General features: G+C 67.3%; 18 protein-coding genes. 11 read left to right on the plus strand and 7 right to left on the minus strand.

The window, feature by feature from the left end:
- Positions 1-14: 14 nt before the first annotated feature.
- Positions 15-830: a hypothetical protein gene (locus AC5LXK_RS18315; protein ID WP_493392895.1), complete on the minus strand. Its 816-nt coding sequence runs from the start codon at positions 828-830 to the stop codon at positions 15-17.
- Between the two features lie 229 nt (positions 831-1,059).
- Between AC5LXK_RS18315 and zigA the strand changes: the two genes are divergently transcribed.
- Genes zigA through AC5LXK_RS18340 form a run of 5 tightly spaced genes read left to right on the plus strand, consistent with a single transcriptional unit; the run spans position 1,060 to position 5,755 of the window.
- Positions 1,060-2,268 carry a zinc metallochaperone GTPase ZigA gene (zigA, locus tag AC5LXK_RS18320; RefSeq protein WP_493392896.1) on the plus strand — a complete coding sequence of 403 codons (1,209 nt, stop codon included), beginning with the start codon at positions 1,060-1,062 and terminating at the stop codon, positions 2,266-2,268.
- 60 nt (positions 2,269-2,328) lie between these two features.
- On the plus strand, positions 2,329-3,249 hold the full coding sequence (gene folE2, locus AC5LXK_RS18325) for a GTP cyclohydrolase FolE2 (protein ID WP_493392897.1): 921 nt from the start codon (positions 2,329-2,331) through the stop codon (positions 3,247-3,249).
- Complete coding sequence (locus AC5LXK_RS18330; protein WP_493392898.1) at positions 3,243-3,821, plus strand: 6-pyruvoyl trahydropterin synthase family protein; 579 nt, start codon at positions 3,243-3,245, stop codon at positions 3,819-3,821. Before folE2 ends, AC5LXK_RS18330 begins: the two co-directional genes overlap by 7 nt.
- Positions 3,821-4,381 carry a gamma carbonic anhydrase family protein gene (locus tag AC5LXK_RS18335; protein WP_493392899.1) on the plus strand — a complete coding sequence of 187 codons (561 nt, stop codon included), beginning with the start codon at positions 3,821-3,823 and terminating at the stop codon, positions 4,379-4,381. The genes AC5LXK_RS18330 and AC5LXK_RS18335 overlap by 1 nt, the downstream gene beginning before the upstream one ends.
- A 3-nt stretch (positions 4,382-4,384) precedes the next feature.
- Entirely contained in the window at positions 4,385-5,755 is a 1,371-nt protein-coding gene (locus AC5LXK_RS18340; RefSeq protein WP_493392900.1) for a dihydroorotase, read from the plus strand.
- Here AC5LXK_RS18340 and AC5LXK_RS18345 read toward each other — a convergent pair.
- Entirely contained in the window at positions 5,752-6,216 is a 465-nt protein-coding gene (locus tag AC5LXK_RS18345; RefSeq protein ID WP_493392901.1) for an Lrp/AsnC family transcriptional regulator, read from the minus strand. The genes AC5LXK_RS18340 and AC5LXK_RS18345 overlap by 4 nt on opposite strands.
- A gap of 155 nt (positions 6,217-6,371) precedes the next feature.
- Between AC5LXK_RS18345 and AC5LXK_RS18350 the strand changes: the two genes are divergently transcribed.
- Positions 6,372-7,001: a LysE family translocator gene (locus AC5LXK_RS18350; protein ID WP_493392902.1), complete on the plus strand. Its 630-nt coding sequence runs from the start codon at positions 6,372-6,374 to the stop codon at positions 6,999-7,001.
- 438 nt (positions 7,002-7,439) lie between these two features.
- Here AC5LXK_RS18350 and AC5LXK_RS18355 read toward each other — a convergent pair whose 3' ends face one another.
- Positions 7,440-8,288, minus strand: a complete 849-nt coding sequence (locus tag AC5LXK_RS18355) for a helix-turn-helix domain-containing protein (RefSeq protein ID WP_493392903.1) — start codon at positions 8,286-8,288, stop codon at positions 7,440-7,442.
- 195 nt (positions 8,289-8,483) lie between these two features.
- Here AC5LXK_RS18355 and AC5LXK_RS18360 point away from each other — a divergent pair, with 195 nt between their 5' ends.
- A complete protein-coding gene (locus tag AC5LXK_RS18360) occupies positions 8,484-9,437 on the plus strand; it encodes a DUF2167 domain-containing protein (RefSeq protein WP_493392904.1) in 954 nt (317 codons plus the stop codon).
- Positions 9,434-10,159 (plus strand): site-2 protease family protein, encoded by a 726-nt coding sequence (locus AC5LXK_RS18365; protein ID WP_493392905.1) that lies wholly within the window; start codon positions 9,434-9,436, stop codon positions 10,157-10,159. The genes AC5LXK_RS18360 and AC5LXK_RS18365 overlap by 4 nt, the downstream gene beginning before the upstream one ends.
- A gap of 71 nt (positions 10,160-10,230) precedes the next feature.
- Here the strand turns inward: AC5LXK_RS18365 and AC5LXK_RS18370 are convergent, their stop codons facing one another.
- Positions 10,231-11,625: an MFS transporter gene (locus AC5LXK_RS18370; RefSeq protein ID WP_493392906.1), complete on the minus strand. Its 1,395-nt coding sequence runs from the start codon at positions 11,623-11,625 to the stop codon at positions 10,231-10,233.
- A gap of 248 nt (positions 11,626-11,873) precedes the next feature.
- Between AC5LXK_RS18370 and AC5LXK_RS18375 the strand changes: the two genes are divergently transcribed.
- On the plus strand, positions 11,874-13,451 hold the full coding sequence (locus AC5LXK_RS18375; protein ID WP_493392907.1) for an aldehyde dehydrogenase (NADP(+)): 1,578 nt from the start codon (positions 11,874-11,876) through the stop codon (positions 13,449-13,451).
- 129 nt (positions 13,452-13,580) lie between these two features.
- Here the strand turns inward: AC5LXK_RS18375 and AC5LXK_RS18380 are convergent, their stop codons facing one another.
- Both AC5LXK_RS18380 and AC5LXK_RS18385 read right to left on the minus strand, forming a co-directional pair.
- A complete protein-coding gene (locus AC5LXK_RS18380) occupies positions 13,581-13,952 on the minus strand; it encodes a type II toxin-antitoxin system VapC family toxin (protein ID WP_493392908.1) in 372 nt (123 codons plus the stop codon).
- Positions 13,949-14,146 carry a type II toxin-antitoxin system VapB family antitoxin gene (locus AC5LXK_RS18385; protein WP_448167852.1) on the minus strand — a complete coding sequence of 66 codons (198 nt, stop codon included), beginning with the start codon at positions 14,144-14,146 and terminating at the stop codon, positions 13,949-13,951. Before AC5LXK_RS18385 ends, AC5LXK_RS18380 begins: the two co-directional genes overlap by 4 nt.
- 187 nt (positions 14,147-14,333) lie before the next feature.
- On the opposite strand from AC5LXK_RS18385, the gene AC5LXK_RS18390 reads away from it, so the two are divergent.
- Positions 14,334-14,885 (plus strand): hypothetical protein, encoded by a 552-nt coding sequence (locus AC5LXK_RS18390; RefSeq protein ID WP_493392909.1) that lies wholly within the window; start codon positions 14,334-14,336, stop codon positions 14,883-14,885.
- A gap of 125 nt (positions 14,886-15,010) precedes the next feature.
- Here the strand turns inward: AC5LXK_RS18390 and kdgD are convergent, their stop codons facing one another.
- Complete coding sequence (gene kdgD, locus AC5LXK_RS18395; protein ID WP_493392910.1) at positions 15,011-15,925, minus strand: 5-dehydro-4-deoxyglucarate dehydratase; 915 nt, start codon at positions 15,923-15,925, stop codon at positions 15,011-15,013.
- 229 nt (positions 15,926-16,154) lie between these two features.
- On the opposite strand from kdgD, the gene garD reads away from it, so the two are divergent.
- Entirely contained in the window at positions 16,155-17,708 is a 1,554-nt protein-coding gene (gene garD / locus AC5LXK_RS18400; protein WP_493392911.1) for a galactarate dehydratase, read from the plus strand.
- Positions 17,709-17,741: the final 33 nt, after the last annotated feature.

Below are 17,741 nucleotides of genomic sequence, written 5' to 3' on the forward strand. Positions count from 1 at the left end.
GGGCACGCGCTCCGTCATTGATCGCCGGGCGGCGGGCCGTCCGGCGCGACGGCAGCGGTAGCGGGCGCAGGCCCGGCGGCCAACGGCGAGCCGCTGTCCGTTCCGGCGCGCTTGTACGACGCGAGTTCGTTCGAATAGCGTGCCGTCCGCACACCGTTCGTGTCGTAGTACTCCTCGACCGACTTGACCCAGCGGCCGACCGCCGGCACGTACCAGAACGCCTTGTAGGTCTTGCCGGTTCCTTCCGCCGTCCCGTTGTTGTGGCTTTGCATCACGATCGTCGAACCGCCCGCGTTGCGGGATACGCCGGACGAGATCGACTGCCCCGGCGCGGTTTGTGCCTTCCACGTGCCTTCGGCCTCGATCTTGATCGCGTCGAACTTGCCGCCCGCGACGGTGACGGTCTCGGGGCCGACGACCTTGTAGTGCGTGTCGTACGCCTCGGACGCGTGCTGCGGATTCGGGTGCGACTCGCTGTACTGGATCGTCCAGGTCTTGCCGACCGTCAGCGGAAACGCCAGCGGGCGGTTCACGACGGTTTCGGTGCCGTTGACGCTGCGCGCACGGCTCCAGTCCGCATCGACGATCATTTCGTGCGGCGCCTGCGTTGCGCCGCTTTGCCGGGACTCGACGTAGATGTGCCCGGGCGTCGTGCGTTGCACGGTAATCTCGTCGCGCGTCTGGCGCCAGCCGTTCGGGCCGATCTCGACGGTATTGACGTAGGTCCAGGTATCGCCCGGCTTCAGCGCCGGCGCTGCGATCGACTGGGCGAGCGCGATGCCGGGCAGCATGGCGCAAAGTGACAAAGCAGCAAGGATTTTCTTTTTCATGGTGTGTGTGGGCAGCCAGCGGTCTCGCCGCCGAGCTTATCAAGCACACCTTTCAATCGGCATGACATGCGTGGTGCCGCTGCCGTTTTCGACTCGCGTCGAACCGGTACGGCGGGGATCGTGAATCGCACGTCGCCCAACCGGACTGCTGGACGTCTGAAATGATATGTTATATCGTTGCGATACAATATATCATTCTCTCCTCAACGTCCTCTACCGGAATCGCCCGATGAGTACCGCACTGCATCCGTCCACGCGGCTTCCCGTGACCGTCCTGTCCGGCTTCCTCGGCGCCGGCAAGACGACGCTGCTCAACCACATCCTCAACAATCGCGAGGGCCGACGCGTCGCGGTCATCGTCAACGACATGTCCGAGGTCAACATCGATGCCGCGCTCGTGCGCGACGGCGGCGCGGGGCTGTCGCGCACCGACGAGAAGCTGGTCGAGATGAGCAACGGCTGCATCTGTTGCACGTTGCGCGAGGATCTGCTGATCGAGGTCGACCGGCTTGCGCGCGAAGGGCGCTTCGACCAGCTCGTGATCGAGTCGACCGGCATTTCGGAACCGCTGCCGGTGGCCGAGACGTTCACGTTCGAGGGCGAGGACGGCCGCAGTCTCGGCGAAGTCGCGCGGCTCGATACGATGGTGACGGTGGTCGACGCGTTCAACTTCCTGCGCGACTACGCATCGCGCGACAGCTTGCAATCGCGCGGCGAATCGATGGGCGACGAGGACGCGCGCACGGTCGTCGACCTGCTGATCGACCAGATCGAATTCTGCGACGTGATCGTGATCAACAAGATCGACCTGATCGACACCGGCGCGCGCGAACGTCTGGTCGCGCTGCTGCGCGGGCTGAACCCGCGTGCGCGGATCGAGATCGCCGAATTCGGCAAGGTGCCGCTCGAGCGCGTGCTCGACACCGGCCTGTTCGATTTCGACGAGGCGTCGCGCGCACCGGGCTGGCTGCAGGAGATGCGCGGCACGCACACGCCGGAGACCGACGAATACGGAATCCGCAGCTTCGTCTATCGCGCGCGTCGGCCGTTCCATCCGCAGCGCTTCTTCGATCTCGTCGAAAGCGAATGGCCGGGCGTCGTCCGCTCGAAGGGGTTCTTCTGGCTGGCCACGCATCCGACCATCGCCGGGTCGTGGTCGCAGGCCGGCGCGGTCGCGCGGCACGGGCCGGCCGGCCACTGGTGGGCGGCCGTGCCGCCCGAGCGCTGGCCGCAGGACGCGGAAGCCGTCGCGCAGATCCGCGCCCGCTGGGACGAGCGTGTCGGCGACGCACGGCAGGAGCTCGTGCTGATCGGCATGGACATGGACGAGCCCGCGTTGCGCGCGCGTTTCGACGCGTGTCTGCTGACCGACGCCGAGATGGCGACCGGCCCCGAGCACTGGACCACGTGGGACAGCCCGTTTCGCGACTGGCCCTGACCTGAACGCGCGCTTCCTGCATCGACCCGGATGGAGAAGGCGCTCCACCGGATTTCGAGCATGAATGCAGCGCTTCCCGATATTTCCCTGACCGATGTCGCGCCGGGCCGCCGCCCGCTCGAGTGGGTCGGCATGCAGGGCATCGACCTGCCCGTTACGGTGGCCGAACCCGGCTGCCGGCGCGACGTGCATGCGCGTGCCGACGTACAGGTCGATCTGCCTGCGCCGCAGGTGAAAGGCATCCACATGTCGCGGCTCTACTGGCTGCTCGACTGGCTCGCCGATGGCGAAGCGCTGTCGCCGGCCGGCATGCAGCGCATGCTGCGCGCGATGGTCGACAGCCACCGCGACTGCGATACGCGCAGCGCGCGCGTGCGGCTGCGCTTCGATCTGCTGGCCCGCCGCACGGCACTGGTGACCGAGGGGCTGGCCGGGTGGAAGGCTTATCCGGTGCGGATCGACGCAACGCTGGCGGGCGAGGCGTTCGAACTGCGCGCGCAGGTGACGGTTGCCTATTCGTCGACGTGCCCGTGTTCGGCCGCGCTGTCGCGGCACTGGGTCGAACAGGCGTTCCTGGCGGCGTTCGGCCGCGAGGATCGCGTGGAGCCGGCGGCAGTGGCCGCGTGGCTGAAGCAGCATGCGACGGCGGCCACGCCGCACAGCCAGCGCAGCGAAGCCGTCGTCAGCGTGGCGCTGCCGGCCGATGGCGCGGCGCTGGGGCTGATCGACCTGATCGATCGCGTCGAGCGGGCGCTCGGCACGCCGGTGCAGACGGCCGTCAAGCGTGCGGACGAGCAGGCATTCGCGGTGCTGAACGGCGGGAACCTGATGTTCGTCGAGGATGCCGCGCGCCGCGTGCAGGCCGCGCTGGAAGATCGCCATGCGAACCCGCGTGTTCGCGTGCGCCATCTGGAAAGCCTGCATCCGCACGATGCGGTGGCCTGGGCCGCACCGGTTCGCGAAGGCGCCGGCGCATGCTGATCCGCAAGCTGTTCCGGTTCGAGAATGCGCACGTCGTGCGCGGCTGCAGCACGCGGCGCTGCTCGCATTCGATCCACGGCCATTCTTACCGCGTCGAGCTGCTGCTCGAAGCGCACGCGCTCGACCACGGGCAGATGATCTACGACTTCGGGCTGCTCAAGGGCGACGTGCGCGACCTGATCGATGCGTTCGACCATGCCGTAACGCTGTGGTCGGACGACGATCCGCGCTACGTCGAAAGCATGCGCCGGCATTCTGAACGCTGGGTGGTGCTGCCCGTGTCGCCGAGCGCCGAGCAGTTCTCGCGCGTGCTGTTCCGGCTCGTCGATGCCGCGCTGTCGTGCACGCACATGTCGAACGGCGAAGCCGACGTGCGGCTGCATTCGGTCATCGTTCACGAGACCGAGACCGGCTACGCGCAGTGTTTCCGCGACGACGCATTCAATCCGCGCATGGGCCGCATCGATCTCGACGCGATCGCGTTCGCACCGGCCATCGCCGCGCAGTGGCGCGACCCGGGCCTGTTCGACCGGCTCAAGCGCGGCCGTCTCCTGTCAAAGAAGGAATCCTGATGATCAGAAAGAACCCGCGCGGCGACCTGCCGCAGATTCATCCGAACGCGTTCGTCGACCCGACCGCCATCCTGTGCGGGCTCGTGATCGTCGAGGAGAACGTGTTCATCGGCCCGTACGCGGTGATCCGCGCCGACGAAACGGATGCCGACGGCCAGATCGCGCCGATCGTGATCGGCGCGCATTCGAACATCCAGGACGGCGTCGTGATCCATTCGAAGTCCGGCGCGAGCGTGACGATCGGCCGGCACACGTCGATCGCGCATCGCGCGATCGTCCACGGGCCGTGCAAGGTCGGCGACGGCGTGTTCGTCGGGTTCAACAGCGTGCTGTTCAACTGCACGATCGACGACGGCTGCGTGGTGCGCTACAACGCGGTCGTCGACGGGTGCCACCTGCCGCCCGGCTTCTACGTGCGGTCGACGGAGCGCATCGGGCCGGAAACCGACCTCGCCGCCATGCCGCAGGTGACGGCCGACGCGAGCGACTTCTCAGAGGACGTCGCGCGCACGAACAATGCGCTGGTGCTGGGTTACAAGCACATCCAGAACGAGTTCTGAATCATGCGCGAGCCCATTCGACCTGAAGGGATCGACCGGCCGGCGCGACGCCACGTCGACCTGCTCGTGCACGGCGGCACGGTGATGACGCCCAATGGCGCCGAACGGATCGACGTGGCGTGCGCGGATGGCCGCGTGGTCGCGCTGGGCGCGCTGCACGGCACCTGGAGCGCGGACGTCGTGCTCGATGCCGGCGGCTTGCACGTGCTGCCGGGCGTCGTCGACAGCCAGGTGCATTTCCGCGAACCGGGGCTGACGCACAAGGAGACCATCGAGGCCGGCACGCGCGGCGCGGTGCTCGGCGGCGTCACGACGATCTTCGAGATGCCCAATACGCATCCGCTGACGCTGAACGAACAGGATCTGCAGGCGAAGCTGGATCTTGCGCGCGGTCGTGCGTGGTGCGACTACGCGTTCTACATCGGCGGCTCGGCCGTGAATGCCGAGCGGCTGCCGGTGCTCGAGCGCTTGCCCGGGTGCGCGGGCGTGAAGGTCTTCATGGGCAGTTCGTTCGGCGATCTGCTGGCCGACGACGAAGCCGTGCTGCGGCGGATCCTGCGCAACGGGCGGCGGCGCATGGCCGTGCATGCGGAGGACGAGGCGCGGCTGCGCGAACGCAAGGCGATCGTGGAAGCGAGCGGCGACGTGCGCGACCATCCGCGCTGGCGCGACGAGGAAAGCGCGCTGGCCGCGACCCGGCGCATCGTCGGGCTGGCTGCCGAGACGGGTCGGCGGCTGCACGTGCTGCATGTGTCCACGGCGGACGAAATGGCGTTCCTTGCGCGGCACCGGAGGCGCGTGACGGTCGAGGTCACGCCGCATCACCTGAGCCTGCATGCGCCCGATTGCTACGAACGGCTCGGCACGTTCGCGCAGATGAATCCGCCCGTGCGCGACCGGCATCATCAGGATGCGCTGTGGCGGGCCGTGCGCGACGGCGTGGTCGACGTGATCGGCAGCGATCACGCGCCCCATACGCGCGACGAAAAGCGCCGCCCGTATCCGCAGTCGCCGAGCGGGATGACCGGCGTGCAGACGCTGCTGCCGCTGCTGCTCGACCACGTGCAGGCGGGCCGCCTGAGCCTCGAACGGCTGGTCGACCTGACCAGCGCCGGGCCGGCGCGGATCTTCGGCATCGAAGGAAAAGGGCGCATCGCGGCCGGCTACGACGCCGATTTCAGCATCGTCGACCTGCGCGCCCGGCGGATCATCCGCGACGAGTGGATCGCCAGCGTGAGCGGCTGGACGCCTTACGACGGGTGCGCGGTCACGGGCTGGCCCGTGCATACGGTCGTGCGCGGGCAGGTCGTCGTGCGCGATGAAGCGCTGAACGGGCAGCCGGCCGGGGAGGCCGTCACGTTCCTGGACGCCTAGATCGGCAGGCGAACCGTCTGCTTGATGCGCTTCAGCGGAATCTCGGTTTCGACGTTGCGGACGCCTTCGATCTGCGTGAGCGTCTCCATCTGGAAGCGCTGGTAGTCGTCGAGATCGCGGGCGATCACGCGCAGCAGATAGTCGTAGCTGCCGGCCATCAGGTGGCATTCGAGCACTTCGGGCGCCTGCTCCATCTCGCGCGCGAAGTGTTCGACCGTCTTCTTGTCCTGGCGCTCCAGCGTGACGCGCACGAACGCGGTGAAGCGCAGGTCGACGGCGGCGGGATTCAGCAACGCGACATACGCGTTGATCACGCCCTGTTCCTCGAGCAGATGCACGCGGCGCAGGCAGGGCGTGGCCGACAGTCCGGCCTGTTGCGCGAGTTCGGCATTGGTCTGGTTCGAATTCTGTTGCAGCGCACGCAGAATGCGCCGATCGATCGCGTCCAGTTTGGTTGGCATTTTTGACTACCAGATACGGAGATGCTAGAGAATAGCGCCAAATCAGGCATTCGAAGTAGCCGAATACGCATCCAATCTCCACGGGAACACGCCGATAATCTGACGACCGGCCGGGCGATTCTCGTCCGTCGGCCATTCCGTTCAGGAGCTATCCCATGTCGCATTTGTCCTGGCTGCCGTTCATCGCCACGTCGCTTCTGATCATCGTCACGCCGGGCCAGGATATGGTGCTCGTGATGTCGCGCACGCTGTCCGGCGGCACGCGCGCGGGCCTCGTGACTGCAGCAGGCGTCAGCGTCGGGCTGCTCGTGCACACGATGCTCGCGACGCTCGGGCTCGGCGCACTGCTTCAGGCATCCGAATGGCTGTTCACGGCGCTGAAGGTGATCGGTGCGGTATACCTGCTGTACCTCGGCATCACGCTGTTGCGCTCGTCAGGTGAATTGACGCTCGCGAGCAGCAGTGGCGGCGCGCAGGTATCGCGGCTTCGCACGTTCGCGCAAGGCGCGCTGTCCAACGTGTCGAATCCGAAGATCGCGCTCTTCTATCTGGCGTTCCTGCCGCAATTCGTGCCGGCGGGCACCGCGCATCCGATGCTGTCGCTGTTCGTGCTGGGCGCGACGTTCGCCGGCCTGACGTTTCTCGTGAAGGGGCCGGTCGCGCTGTTCGCCGGCCTGCTGTCGGCGTCGATCCGCCGCAACCCGCGCATCCTGACGCGCATGCACCGCGTCAGCGGGGTGGTGCTGCTGGGGCTCGGCGTGAAGCTGGCGCTCGAGCGCCGCTGATGACGGTCATCGTGTCGCCGCGTCGTCGCATGCGCCCGCCGCGCGGTCGGCGCGCCTTCCAGCGTCGAGAAAAAAGCTGCTCGGCGCTTCACGGTCGACGAATTCGTTCGAGCTCGATTCAATCAAAAAGAAGTGCTAAACAAATTTTTTGGTCAGCGAAATCGGCGAAGTGAGTCCGTAGGGAAACGGAAAAAGCGCGGCGGCTTTTATGTGTGACACGATCCGCGGCGCTGGAGCGCCTCGGTCCCGCGGCTCGAGAGGCGACGTCGCATTCTGATCGGGCGCGCCGACGCCGGTGTTCGCCGTGGCGGCCGATCTTTGTGCTTTTGAGGGAAATTTCGCCGCGTGAGGCGCGTGCCGGCGGGCGCCTACATGCCGGTCGCGGCCCGACAGCCGGCCGTCGGCCGCCGGCTTTCGTCAAGCACCGTCGCGCATGCGTTACTGCGCCGGCAACGCGTCCGCCAGCGCCCGCATCGCCTCCACCGTTTCCGGATTCGCCGGAAAGAACGCCTCGATCGCGAGTTCCGACAGCGTCACGTCGACCGGCGTGCCGAACACCGTCGTCGTGCTGAAGAACGTCAGCTCGCCGGCCGCCGTGCGCAGCCGCAGCGGCACCGCGATATCGGCGAAGTCGGCGCGCGCCGGCGGGTCATCGGGTTGGCCGGCCGGTGCCGGATACGCGGCGAGCTCGTCGCGCAGCGCATGCAGCGTGCGGTCGCCGCTCGCATCGATCTGCCGCTGCAGCCGATGCAGGATGTGCGCGCGCCATTCATGCCAGTTGACGATCTGCGCCGCGAGGCCGTCCGGATGCAGGCTCAGCCGCAGCACGTTGACGGGCGGCTGCAGCAGCGCCGGATCGGCCTGCGCGACCAGCGCGCCGAGCATCCGGTTCGCGGCGAGCAGCGTCCAGTGGCGGTCCACCGCGAGCGCCGGGTACGGCTCGTGGCCGCGCAGCACGGCTTCGACCGCATGGCGCGCGGCATCCAGTTGCGGATCCGAAAACGGCCGTTCGCGAAACAGCGGTGCGAAGCCGGCCGCGACGAGCAGCGCATTGCGTTCGCGCAGCGGCACGTCGAGGCGTTCGGCGAGATGCAGCACCATCTCGCGGCTCGGCTGCGCGCGGCCCGATTCGACGAAGCTCAGATGGCGCGCGGACACTTCCGCGTCGAGCGCGAGTGCCATCTGGCTCAGGCGGCGGCGTTGCCGCCACGTGCGCAGCAGCGGGCCGATGCCGGACGCGCGGCCGGCGGACGGGGAGGGCGAATGGAGGGCGGCGGTCGGGTTCATGAAGCAGATGATAGGCAATCCCGTGCGCGTTGGGCATTACCTGCCAGGTAAGCATCGCGCCGTTCCCCGGGCGCGCCGTAGCGCTGCGTTACCATTACGTCCGTGCCACCTGAGAGGCGGTGCCGGACCCGCGACGACCACGCATGGGCCGGTGCCGCGCACATTCACAACAAGGCATTCCAGGGGAATCCAACAATGAAAAAACTTGCCGTCCGGCTCGCCTGCGTGGCGACGCTCGCACTTGCCGCGACCAGCGGCCACGCGCAGACCGAAGCTGCGCAGGTGGAAATGAGGGCTGCCGCCGCGGCCGCCAACGACGCGGTCGTGAAAGGGCCGACCGACATCGACGTGAAACACGAAGCCGTGCTGAAGCTGAAGGCCGGCGAGTCGTTCGTACCGGCCGCCGAAGCCGGCCGCTACCTGCGCTCGATGGGCAACTCGATCGACGAATCGAAGCTGGTCGGCCTCGTGCTGCCTGACGACCCCGATGCCGACTGGATTTCCGTCGTGTCGTTCGAGCCGAGCGGCTATATCCGCGACGACGACGCGAAGGACTGGAAACCCGACGAACTGCTGAAGAACCTGCAGGCCGGCACCGAGGAAGACAACCCGGCGCGCAAGGAGCGCGGCCTGCCCGAAACCGAGGTGGTCGGCTGGGCGAAGGCGCCTGCATACGACGCGGCCTCGCACCGGCTCGTGTGGTCGGCGATCATCCGCGACAAGGGCGCGGCGCCGAATGCCGAGAACGACGGCGTGAACTACCGGACGCTCGTGCTCGGCCGCGACGGCTACCTGTCGCTGACGATGGCGTCGACGCTTGCCGACCTGCCGAAGTACAAGACATCGGCCGACGAGCTCCTGTCGAACATCAGCTTCAACGACGGCAAGCGCTACGCCGATTTCAACAAGTCGACCGACCACGTCGCCGAGTACGGGCTCGCGGCGCTGATCGTCGGCGTCGGCGCGAAGAAGCTCGGCCTGCTCGCGCTGATCGGCGCGTTCGCGGTGAAGTTCTTCAAGATCGGCGCGGTCGCACTGCTGGCCGGCGGCGCGGCGCTGAAGCGTTTCTTCGGGCGCAAGCCGAAGGCGGCCGCGGTGCCGGCCGTCGCCGACGCGTCCGATGCAGCCGCCACGGAGCGCAAGGAATGACGAAGCTGTTGCTGCTGATCTTCGGCGGCCTCAAGCTCGGCAAGGTGCTCGTGTCGGCGGGCACCATGCTCGCGTCGATCGCGGTCTACGCGCTGTTCTACGGCTGGCGCTTCGCGGCCGGCTTCGTCGCGCTGCTGCTGGTGCACGAGGCCGGCCACTACCTCGCCGCGCAGCGGCGCGGGCTCGACGTCGGGCTGCCGACCTTCATCCCGTTCGTCGGCGCGTGGATCCAGCTGAAGGAGATGCCGCACGACGCGGAAACGGAAGCGTACGTCGGGCTGGCCGGGCCGTTCGTCGGCACGCTCGGCGCGCTGGCCTGCTACGCGGCCGCGCGCCACACCGACAGCAACCTGCTGCTCGCGCTGTCGTACACGGGCTTCTTCCTGAACCTGTTCAACATGATTCCGCTGTCGCCGTTCGACGGCGGGCGGATCACCGCGGTGCTGTCGCCGCGCATCTGGTTCGCGGGCGTGCCCGTGCTGATCGCGCTGTTCGTGTATCGTCCGAGCCCGCTGCTGATCGTGATGGCGATCCTCGCGCTGCCGCAGCTGAAGCGTGCGTGGCGCTACGACCCCGACGCGCCGGAGAACCGCGTGTACTACGCGACGTCGATCGAGACGAAGACGACCTACGCGTTCTGCTATGTCGGCCTGCTCGCGTTCCTCGCGCTGATGACGTCCGGCGTGCACGACATGCTGCGCGTCGCACATTCGTCGACCTGATGTCGAGTGGATGAAAAAAAACGGCGGCCGCGTAAAGAGGCCGCCGTTTTCTTATGAAGGAAAGCCGGACGTCACGCGTCGCGATGACGCAATTCGACCCGCTTGATGTCCTTCACGATCACGAGATAGCTGAACACGGTGACGAGCGCGTTCAGCCCGACGAACACGAGCGCGCCGTTGAACGAGCCGCTCGCGCCGACGAGATAGCCGATCGCGATCGGCGCGACGATGCCGGCCGTGTTGCCGAACATGTTGAACAGGCTGCCCGACAGGCCGATCGCTTCCTTCGGAGCGGTATCCGCGACGACGGCCCAGCCGAGCGAGCCGATTCCCTTGCCGAAGAACGACACGGCCATCAGCACGATCACCAGCACTTCGCTGTCGACGTAATTGCAGCCGATGATCACCATCGACAGCGCCATCCCGCCGACGATCGGAATCTTGCGCGCGAGCGTCAGCGATACGCCGCGCCGGATCATCCCGTCCGACAGCATCCCGCCGAGCACGCCGCCGAGGAACCCGCAGATCGCCGGCAGCGACGTCATGAAGCCGGCCTTCAGCAGCGACATCCCGCGCGCCTGTACGAGGTAGATCGGAAACCACGTGAGGAAGAAGTACGTGAGCACGTTCACGCAGTACTGGCCGAGGTACACGCCGATCAGCATCCGGTTCGACAGCAGCTGGCGCACGTAGAACCAGCCGGCCACGCGGCTGCCTTCCGCGCGCGTGCCGTCGGCGCTGCGTGCCCCGGTCGGCCGGCCCGTCGACCGCACGATGCCGCCGCCCTGCTCGATGTGGTCGAGTTCCGCGCGGTTCACGGCCGGATGGTCGGCCGGATCCTTCATGACGCGCAGCCACAGGAACGCGAGCGAGATGCCGGCCAGGCCGAGCCACAGGTACACCTGGTGCCAGCCGTACGCGTGCGTGAGCCAGGCCATCAGCGGCGAGAACACCACGGCCGCGAAGTACTGCGCGGCGTTGAAGATCGCCGACGCGGTGCCGCGCTCGGCGGTCGGGAACCAGCTCGCGACGACTTTCGCGTTCGCGGGGAACGCGGGCGCCTCGGCGATGCCGACCGCGAAGCGCATCGCGAACAGCGCGGCGACCGCGAACGCAGCGCTGCCGCCGAGGCCGATCGTGCTCTGCAGCAGCGTGAACGCCGACCACAGGAAGATGCTCGCCGCATACACGCGCCGTGCGCCGAAGCGGTCGAGCAGCCAGCCGCTCGGCAGTTGTGCGAGCACGTACGCCCAGCTGAACGCCGAGAAGATGTACCCCATCGTCACCGGGTCGATGCCGAAGGCCTTGCGGATCGGCGTGCCGGTGATCGACAGCGTCGCGCGGTCCGCATAGTTGAGCGTCGTGACGACGAACAGCATCGCCAGGATCCAGTAGCGCACGGCGGTCCGGCGCGCGGTGCGCGCGAGGTCGAGCGGAAGGTCGCGAGGGGTGGTCTGATTAGGCACTTTAATGTACGTCGTCGTATGACATGGGCCGAAGTTTAGGGGGAATGTCAGGATGCAGAAACCTCGGGTTTTCCCTTTGAGAGATGACGTGAGACGGTAATAAAGTCGCGGGTAAGCAGACTGAATCTGGATTTCTTGTGGGTCGATGGCGGCGCGAAAATCGGCGGAAATGATGCAATCTCGTCCGCAGACATCATATCTGTTGGGCTACAATGGGCAATCCATTCCCGAACTACGGAGCACATCCCATGCAACTGACAGGAGAGATGCTGATCGGCGCCGACGCGGTGGCCGGCTCGGCCGGAACCTTGCAAGCGTTCGACCCGACGAAAGGCGCACCGATCGACGCGCCGGCGTTCGGCGTCGCGACGCAGGCCGACGTCGAGCGCGCGTGCGAACTCGCGCGCGACGCGTTCGATGCGTACCGTGCGCAGCCGCTCGCGGCCCGCGCGGCGTTTCTCGAAGCGATCGCCGATGAGATCGTTGCGCTCGGCGATACGCTGATCGAGCGCGCGCATGCCGAAACGGGCCTGCCGGTTGCGCGCCTGCAGGGCGAGCGCGGCCGTACCGTCGGCCAGCTCCGGCTGTTCGCGCGCGTCGTGCGCGACGGGCGTTTCCTCGCCGCATCGATCGATCCCGCCCAGCCCGCGCGTACGCCGCTGCCGCGCTCGGACCTGCGCCTGCAGAAAGTCGCGCTCGGGCCCGTCGTCGTGTTCGGTGCGAGCAATTTCCCGCTCGCGTTCTCGGTGGCCGGCGGCGATACCGCATCGGCACTCGCGGCCGGTTGCCCGGTGATCGTGAAGGCGCACGAGGCGCACCTCGGCACGTCCGAACTGGTCGGCCGCGCAATCCGCGCCGCTGTCGCGAAAACCGGCATGCCGGCCGGCGTGTTCTCGCTGCTCGTCGGCCCCGGCCGCGTGATCGGCGCGGCGCTGGTCAGCCATCCGGCGATCCAGGCCGTCGGCTTCACCGGGTCGCGACAGGGCGGCATGGCGCTCGTGCAGCTCGCGAACGCGCGTCCGCAGCCGATTCCCGTCTATGCGGAAATGAGCAGCATCAACCCCGTCGTGCTGTTCCCGGCCGCGCTTGCCGCACGCGGCGACGCGATCGCGACGGGCTTCGTCGATTCGCTGACGCTCGGCGTCGGCCAGTTCTGTACCAACCCGGGCCTCGTGCTCGCGGTCGACGGCCCGGATCTCGACCGCTTCGAGGCCGTCGCCGCCCAGGCGCTCGAGAAGAAGCCGGCCGGCGTGATGCTCACGCGCGGTATCGCCGATGCGTACCGCAACGGCCGCGGCCAGCTGGCCGAACTGCCGGGCGTGCGCGAGATCGGCGCGGGCGAGGCCGCGCAGACCGCCTGCCAGGCCGGCGGCGCGCTGTACGAAGTCGGCGCGCAGGCGTTCCTGGCCGAACCGGCGTTCAGCCACGAGATGTTCGGGCCGGCGTCGCTGATCGTGCGCTGCCGCGATCTCGACGAAGTCGCACGCGTGCTCGACGCGCTCGAAGGCCAGCTGACGGCCACGCTGCAGATGGACGCCGACGACAAGCCGCTCGCGCGCCGGCTGCTGCCGATCCTCGAACGCAAGGCCGGGCGCCTGCTCGTCAACGGCTACCCGACCGGCGTCGAGGTGTGCGACGCGATGGTGCATGGCGGGCCGTTCCCCGCGACGTCGAATCCGGCCGTCACGTCGGTCGGAGCGACCGCGATCGAGCGTTTCCTGCGACCGGTGTGCTACCAGGATTTCCCGGACGACCTGCTGCCCGAAGGGTTGCAGGAAGGCAATCCGCTCGCGATTCCGCGTCTGCGGGACGGGAAGGCGGAATGATAGGGCGTAGTCGTTGAAGGCAGCGTCCCGGGAGGGACGCGTTCCGGCACGTTGAAACACGGCGGTGGGGCCTGCAGGCCCCGCCGCCGTGTTTTATTCAGTGCGGGACTTCTTGCCGGTTTCGCCTGGTCAATGAGCGGGGTGGGCGACGAGTTGCAAGCGCTCCGCTGCGGTCAGCAGGCGCCGGTCGCGTGTCCACAGCTTGGTGCCGTCGGTCAGTCTGGCCGAGGCAAGCAGGTGTGCATCGACGTAACCGATGCCGAGCCCGTGAAGCGGTACGACGTCGATCATGCGCTGAACTTCGTCGTCGGTAGCAGGTGTTGCGGCGGGAAGGTCGCGCAGCGCATCCATTACCGTCTGGCGATTGCGCATGCTGGCGAGCGCAAGCTCGCCGACGATGAACGGATGGATCAACACTCGCTCAGCTTCCAGCAATGCTGTGAGCGTTGCGTCACCGGCCCGCAAGTGATCGATCCAGACTGAAGTATCGACAAGAATCATGCGGGCTCCGATGGGCGGCGCGGAACCGAGTCAAGGTCGGGTTCGGTGCCCCCGAGGCGGGCGAGTCGTCGTGCACTTTCGCGGGCGATCAATGCGCGCAGCGCTTCTCTTACGAGCGCCGATTTTTCGGTGACGCCGGTCAATTGCTGCGCTTTGGCGAGCAGCGCGTCGTCGAGGGACAAGGTGGTACGCATGTGCGGCTCCCGAGAAAGTCAGTGCATCAATTATGACATCAAACGGTGCTTATGTTGATGCTCCACCGTGGCGAGGAGATGTCGGCTTTCCTGTCGCCGGAATTTCTCCTACAGTAGCGAGGCCCCGGACCACCCGGTTCGCGGGCGGGCCTGAGAGACCGACAAAAGACCAAGAGGGAACCTTCCGATGAACATCAACAAGCGTGGCGATCACCTGTTCGCTGCCGGATTGTGGAAAGCGATCGGCGACGTCGCGAAATCCGTCCGCAGTGAGGTCGGCCAGTACAGCGAAGGGCGCGTGCTCGCGAATGCGCTGCTGGAATTCCAGCGCGACCTGGGCGGCAGCGAATTTGACATCACGATCAACCAGGGGCGGCTCGTCACGGGGTCCGATGCCCATTCGCTCGTGTTCGGGCAGGCCGTCAAGCGTTTCCGGGAGGACATGACGGCGCTGGTGTTCGCACTCCAGTACCGGCGCGGCATCGACGAACGCGATCCGGGCCTGCGCACCGAAGCGCTGACGCAGGCGAACAGCCAGCTCGCGACCGCGAAGCAGTCGGCGACGATCACCGTCGGCCGGTTCTTCGATGCGGTTGTCGACCGCGACGTGCTCGGGCAGATCCTCGACGGCGCATCGAATTCACGCGCACGGTCGGGCGCGCAGGCGCAGATCGAGGCGACGCGGGTCAGGCTGGGGAACGTGCGCTACCGGATCGTCGGGGTCATCGCGCAGATGTGACGGTCGCGGCGCGCATCGCGGCGGCGGTGGCGCGCGCCCTCGTGGACAGGACGCCACAAACGATCGCGGCCGGCGAGTGCCGGCCGCGCTGCAACACTGCCGGCCGCGCCGCCGGCGAACCCCGCTTACTGCGGGCCCATCTTCTTGATCAGCACGTCGAGCTCGGCCGCTTCCGCGTCGGTGAGGTCGATGAGCGGCGCCCGCACTGGGCCGGCGTCGTGGCCGACGAGCTTCGCGCCCGCCTTCACGATGCTGACCGCATAGCCGGCGCGGCGATTGCGGATCTTCAGGTACGGCAGGAAGAAATCGTCGATCAGGCGGCCGACCGTCGCGTGGTCGTCCTTCGCGATCGCTTCGTAGAATTCCATCGCCGTCTTCGGGATGAAGTTGAACACGGCCGACGAGTACACCGGCACGCCGAGCGCCTTGTATGCAGCCGCATAGACTTCCGCCGTCGGCAGGCCGCCGAGGTACGCGAACCGGTCGCCGAGGCGGCGGCGGATCGTGACCATGCTTTCGATTTCGCCGACACCGTCCTTGAAGCCGATCAGGTTCGGGCAACGGTCGGCGAGGCGCTCGAGCATGTCGGCGTTCAGCTTCGAATTCGCGCGGTTGTACACCACGACGCCGATCTTCAGCGCGCGGCACACCTGCTCGACGTGGTCGGCGATCCCTTCCTGGCTCGCTTCGGTCAGGTAGTGCGGCATCAGCAGCACGCCGCTCGCGCCGAGACGCTCGGCTTCCTGCGCATATTCGATTGCAACGCGCGTGGCGCCGCCCGCGCCGGCGAGGATCGGCACCTTGCCCTTGCAGGTTTCCGTCGCGACACGGATCACGTCCGAATATTCGCGCTGCGTGAGCGAGAAGAATTCACCGGTGCCGCCGGCCGCGAACAGCGCGCTGGCGCCGTACGGCGCCAGCCATTCCAGGCGCTCGGCATAGGTGGTCGGGCGGAAGCTGCCGTCGGCGTCGAAGTCCGTCAGCGGAAACGACAGCAGGCCGTGGGAGATGATCTGTTTGAGTTCTTGCGGTGAAGTCATGGTTGGGTCGTCCGTCTAGCGCGAGTGCTGGGTTCGTCGGGAACGGCATACGAGCCGAATTGGCGATGTCGTTGTATGTCATCGTACAACGAGGGGAAAGGTGACGCAAGCGGTTTGCTGGCCGTTCGGAGGTAGGGTCTTTCCGGATAAGGGTTTACGCAGCATCGTCGATTGAGGTTGAATGTCGTATGATGACTAACAATACCGCAGATAGCTTCCAGGAATTCCGATGACTGCTCCCCCTCTCTACATTCGCGTGCATCCGGACGACAACGTCGCGATCGTCGTCAACGACGGCGGTTTGCCTGAAGGCGCGACGTTCGCCGACGGGCTGACGCTGTGCGAAGGCGTGCCGCAGGGGCACAAGGTCGCACTCGTCGATCTCGCGGCCGGCGATCCGGTCGTCCGCTACAACGTCGTGATCGGCTACGCGCTGACCGATCTGCGGCGCGGCAGCTGGGTGAACGAACGGACGATGCGCATGCCCGAGCCGCCGGGGCTCGACGACCTGCCGCTCGCGACGCGCGCCGCGCCGCCGCTCGAGCCGCTCGAAGGCTATACGTTCGAGGGTTTCCGCAACGCCGACGGCTCGGTCGGCACGCGCAACATTCTCGCGATCACGACGACCGTGCAGTGCGTGTCGGGCGTCGTCGAGCATGCGGTGAAGCGGATCAAGGACGAACTGCTGCCGCGCTACCCGAACGTCGACGACGTGGTCGGGCTCGAGCACACGTACGGCTGCGGCGTCGCGATCGATGCGCCCGACGCCGACATCCCGATCCGCACGCTGCGCAACATCAGCCTGAATCCGAATTTCGGCGGCGAGGTGATGACCGTGAGCCTCGGCTGCGAGAAGCTGCAGCCCGAGCGCCTGCTGCCGCCGGGCGCGATTCCGGTGACGGCTGACGGCGCGACCGACAACGGCGGCGTCGTGTGCCTGCAGGACGCCGCGCATGTCGGCTTCCATTCGATGATCGACTCGATCATGAAGATGGCCGAATCGCATCTCGAGCGGCTGAACCGCCGCCGCCGCGAGACGTGTCCCGCATCGGATCTCGTCGTCGGCGTGCAGTGCGGCGGCAGCGATGCGTTCTCCGGGCTCACGGCGAACCCGGCCGTCGGCTTCGCGGCCGACCTGCTCGTGCGTGCCGGCGCGACGATCATGTTCTCGGAAGTGACCGAAGTGCGCGACGGCGTCGCGCAGCTCACGTCGCGTGCGGCGAATGAAGACGTCGCGCGCGAGATCATCCGCGAGATGGACTGGTACGACCGCTACCTGCAGCGCGGCCGCGTCGACCGCAGCGCGAACACGACACCGGGCAACAAGAAGGGCGGCCTGTCGAACATCGTCGAGAAGGCGATGGGGTCGATCGTGAAGTCGGGCAGCGCACCGATCGCCGGCGTCGTGCGCCCCGGCGACCGGGCGCGGCAGAAGGGGTTGCTGTACGCGGCGACGCCCGCGAGCGATTTCATCTGCGGCACGCTGCAACTCGCGGCGGGGATGAACCTGCACATCTTCACGACCGGCCGCGGCACGCCGTACGGCCTCGCGCAGGTGCCGGTGATCAAGGTCGCGACGCGCAGCGATCTCGCGCGCCGCTGGCACGACCTGATGGATCTCGATGCGGGGCAGATCGCGACGGGCGCGGCGACGATCGAGGACACGGGCTGGGAGTTGTTCCGGCTGATGCTCGACGTCGCGAGCGGCAAGCGCCGCACGTGGGCCGAGCAATGGAAGCTCGCGAATGCGCTGACGCTGTTCAATCCGGCACCGGTGACCTGATACGCGCGGTGACGTGAGACTGCGATACGGGCG

This window comes from Burkholderia pulmonis (assembly GCF_984667975.1).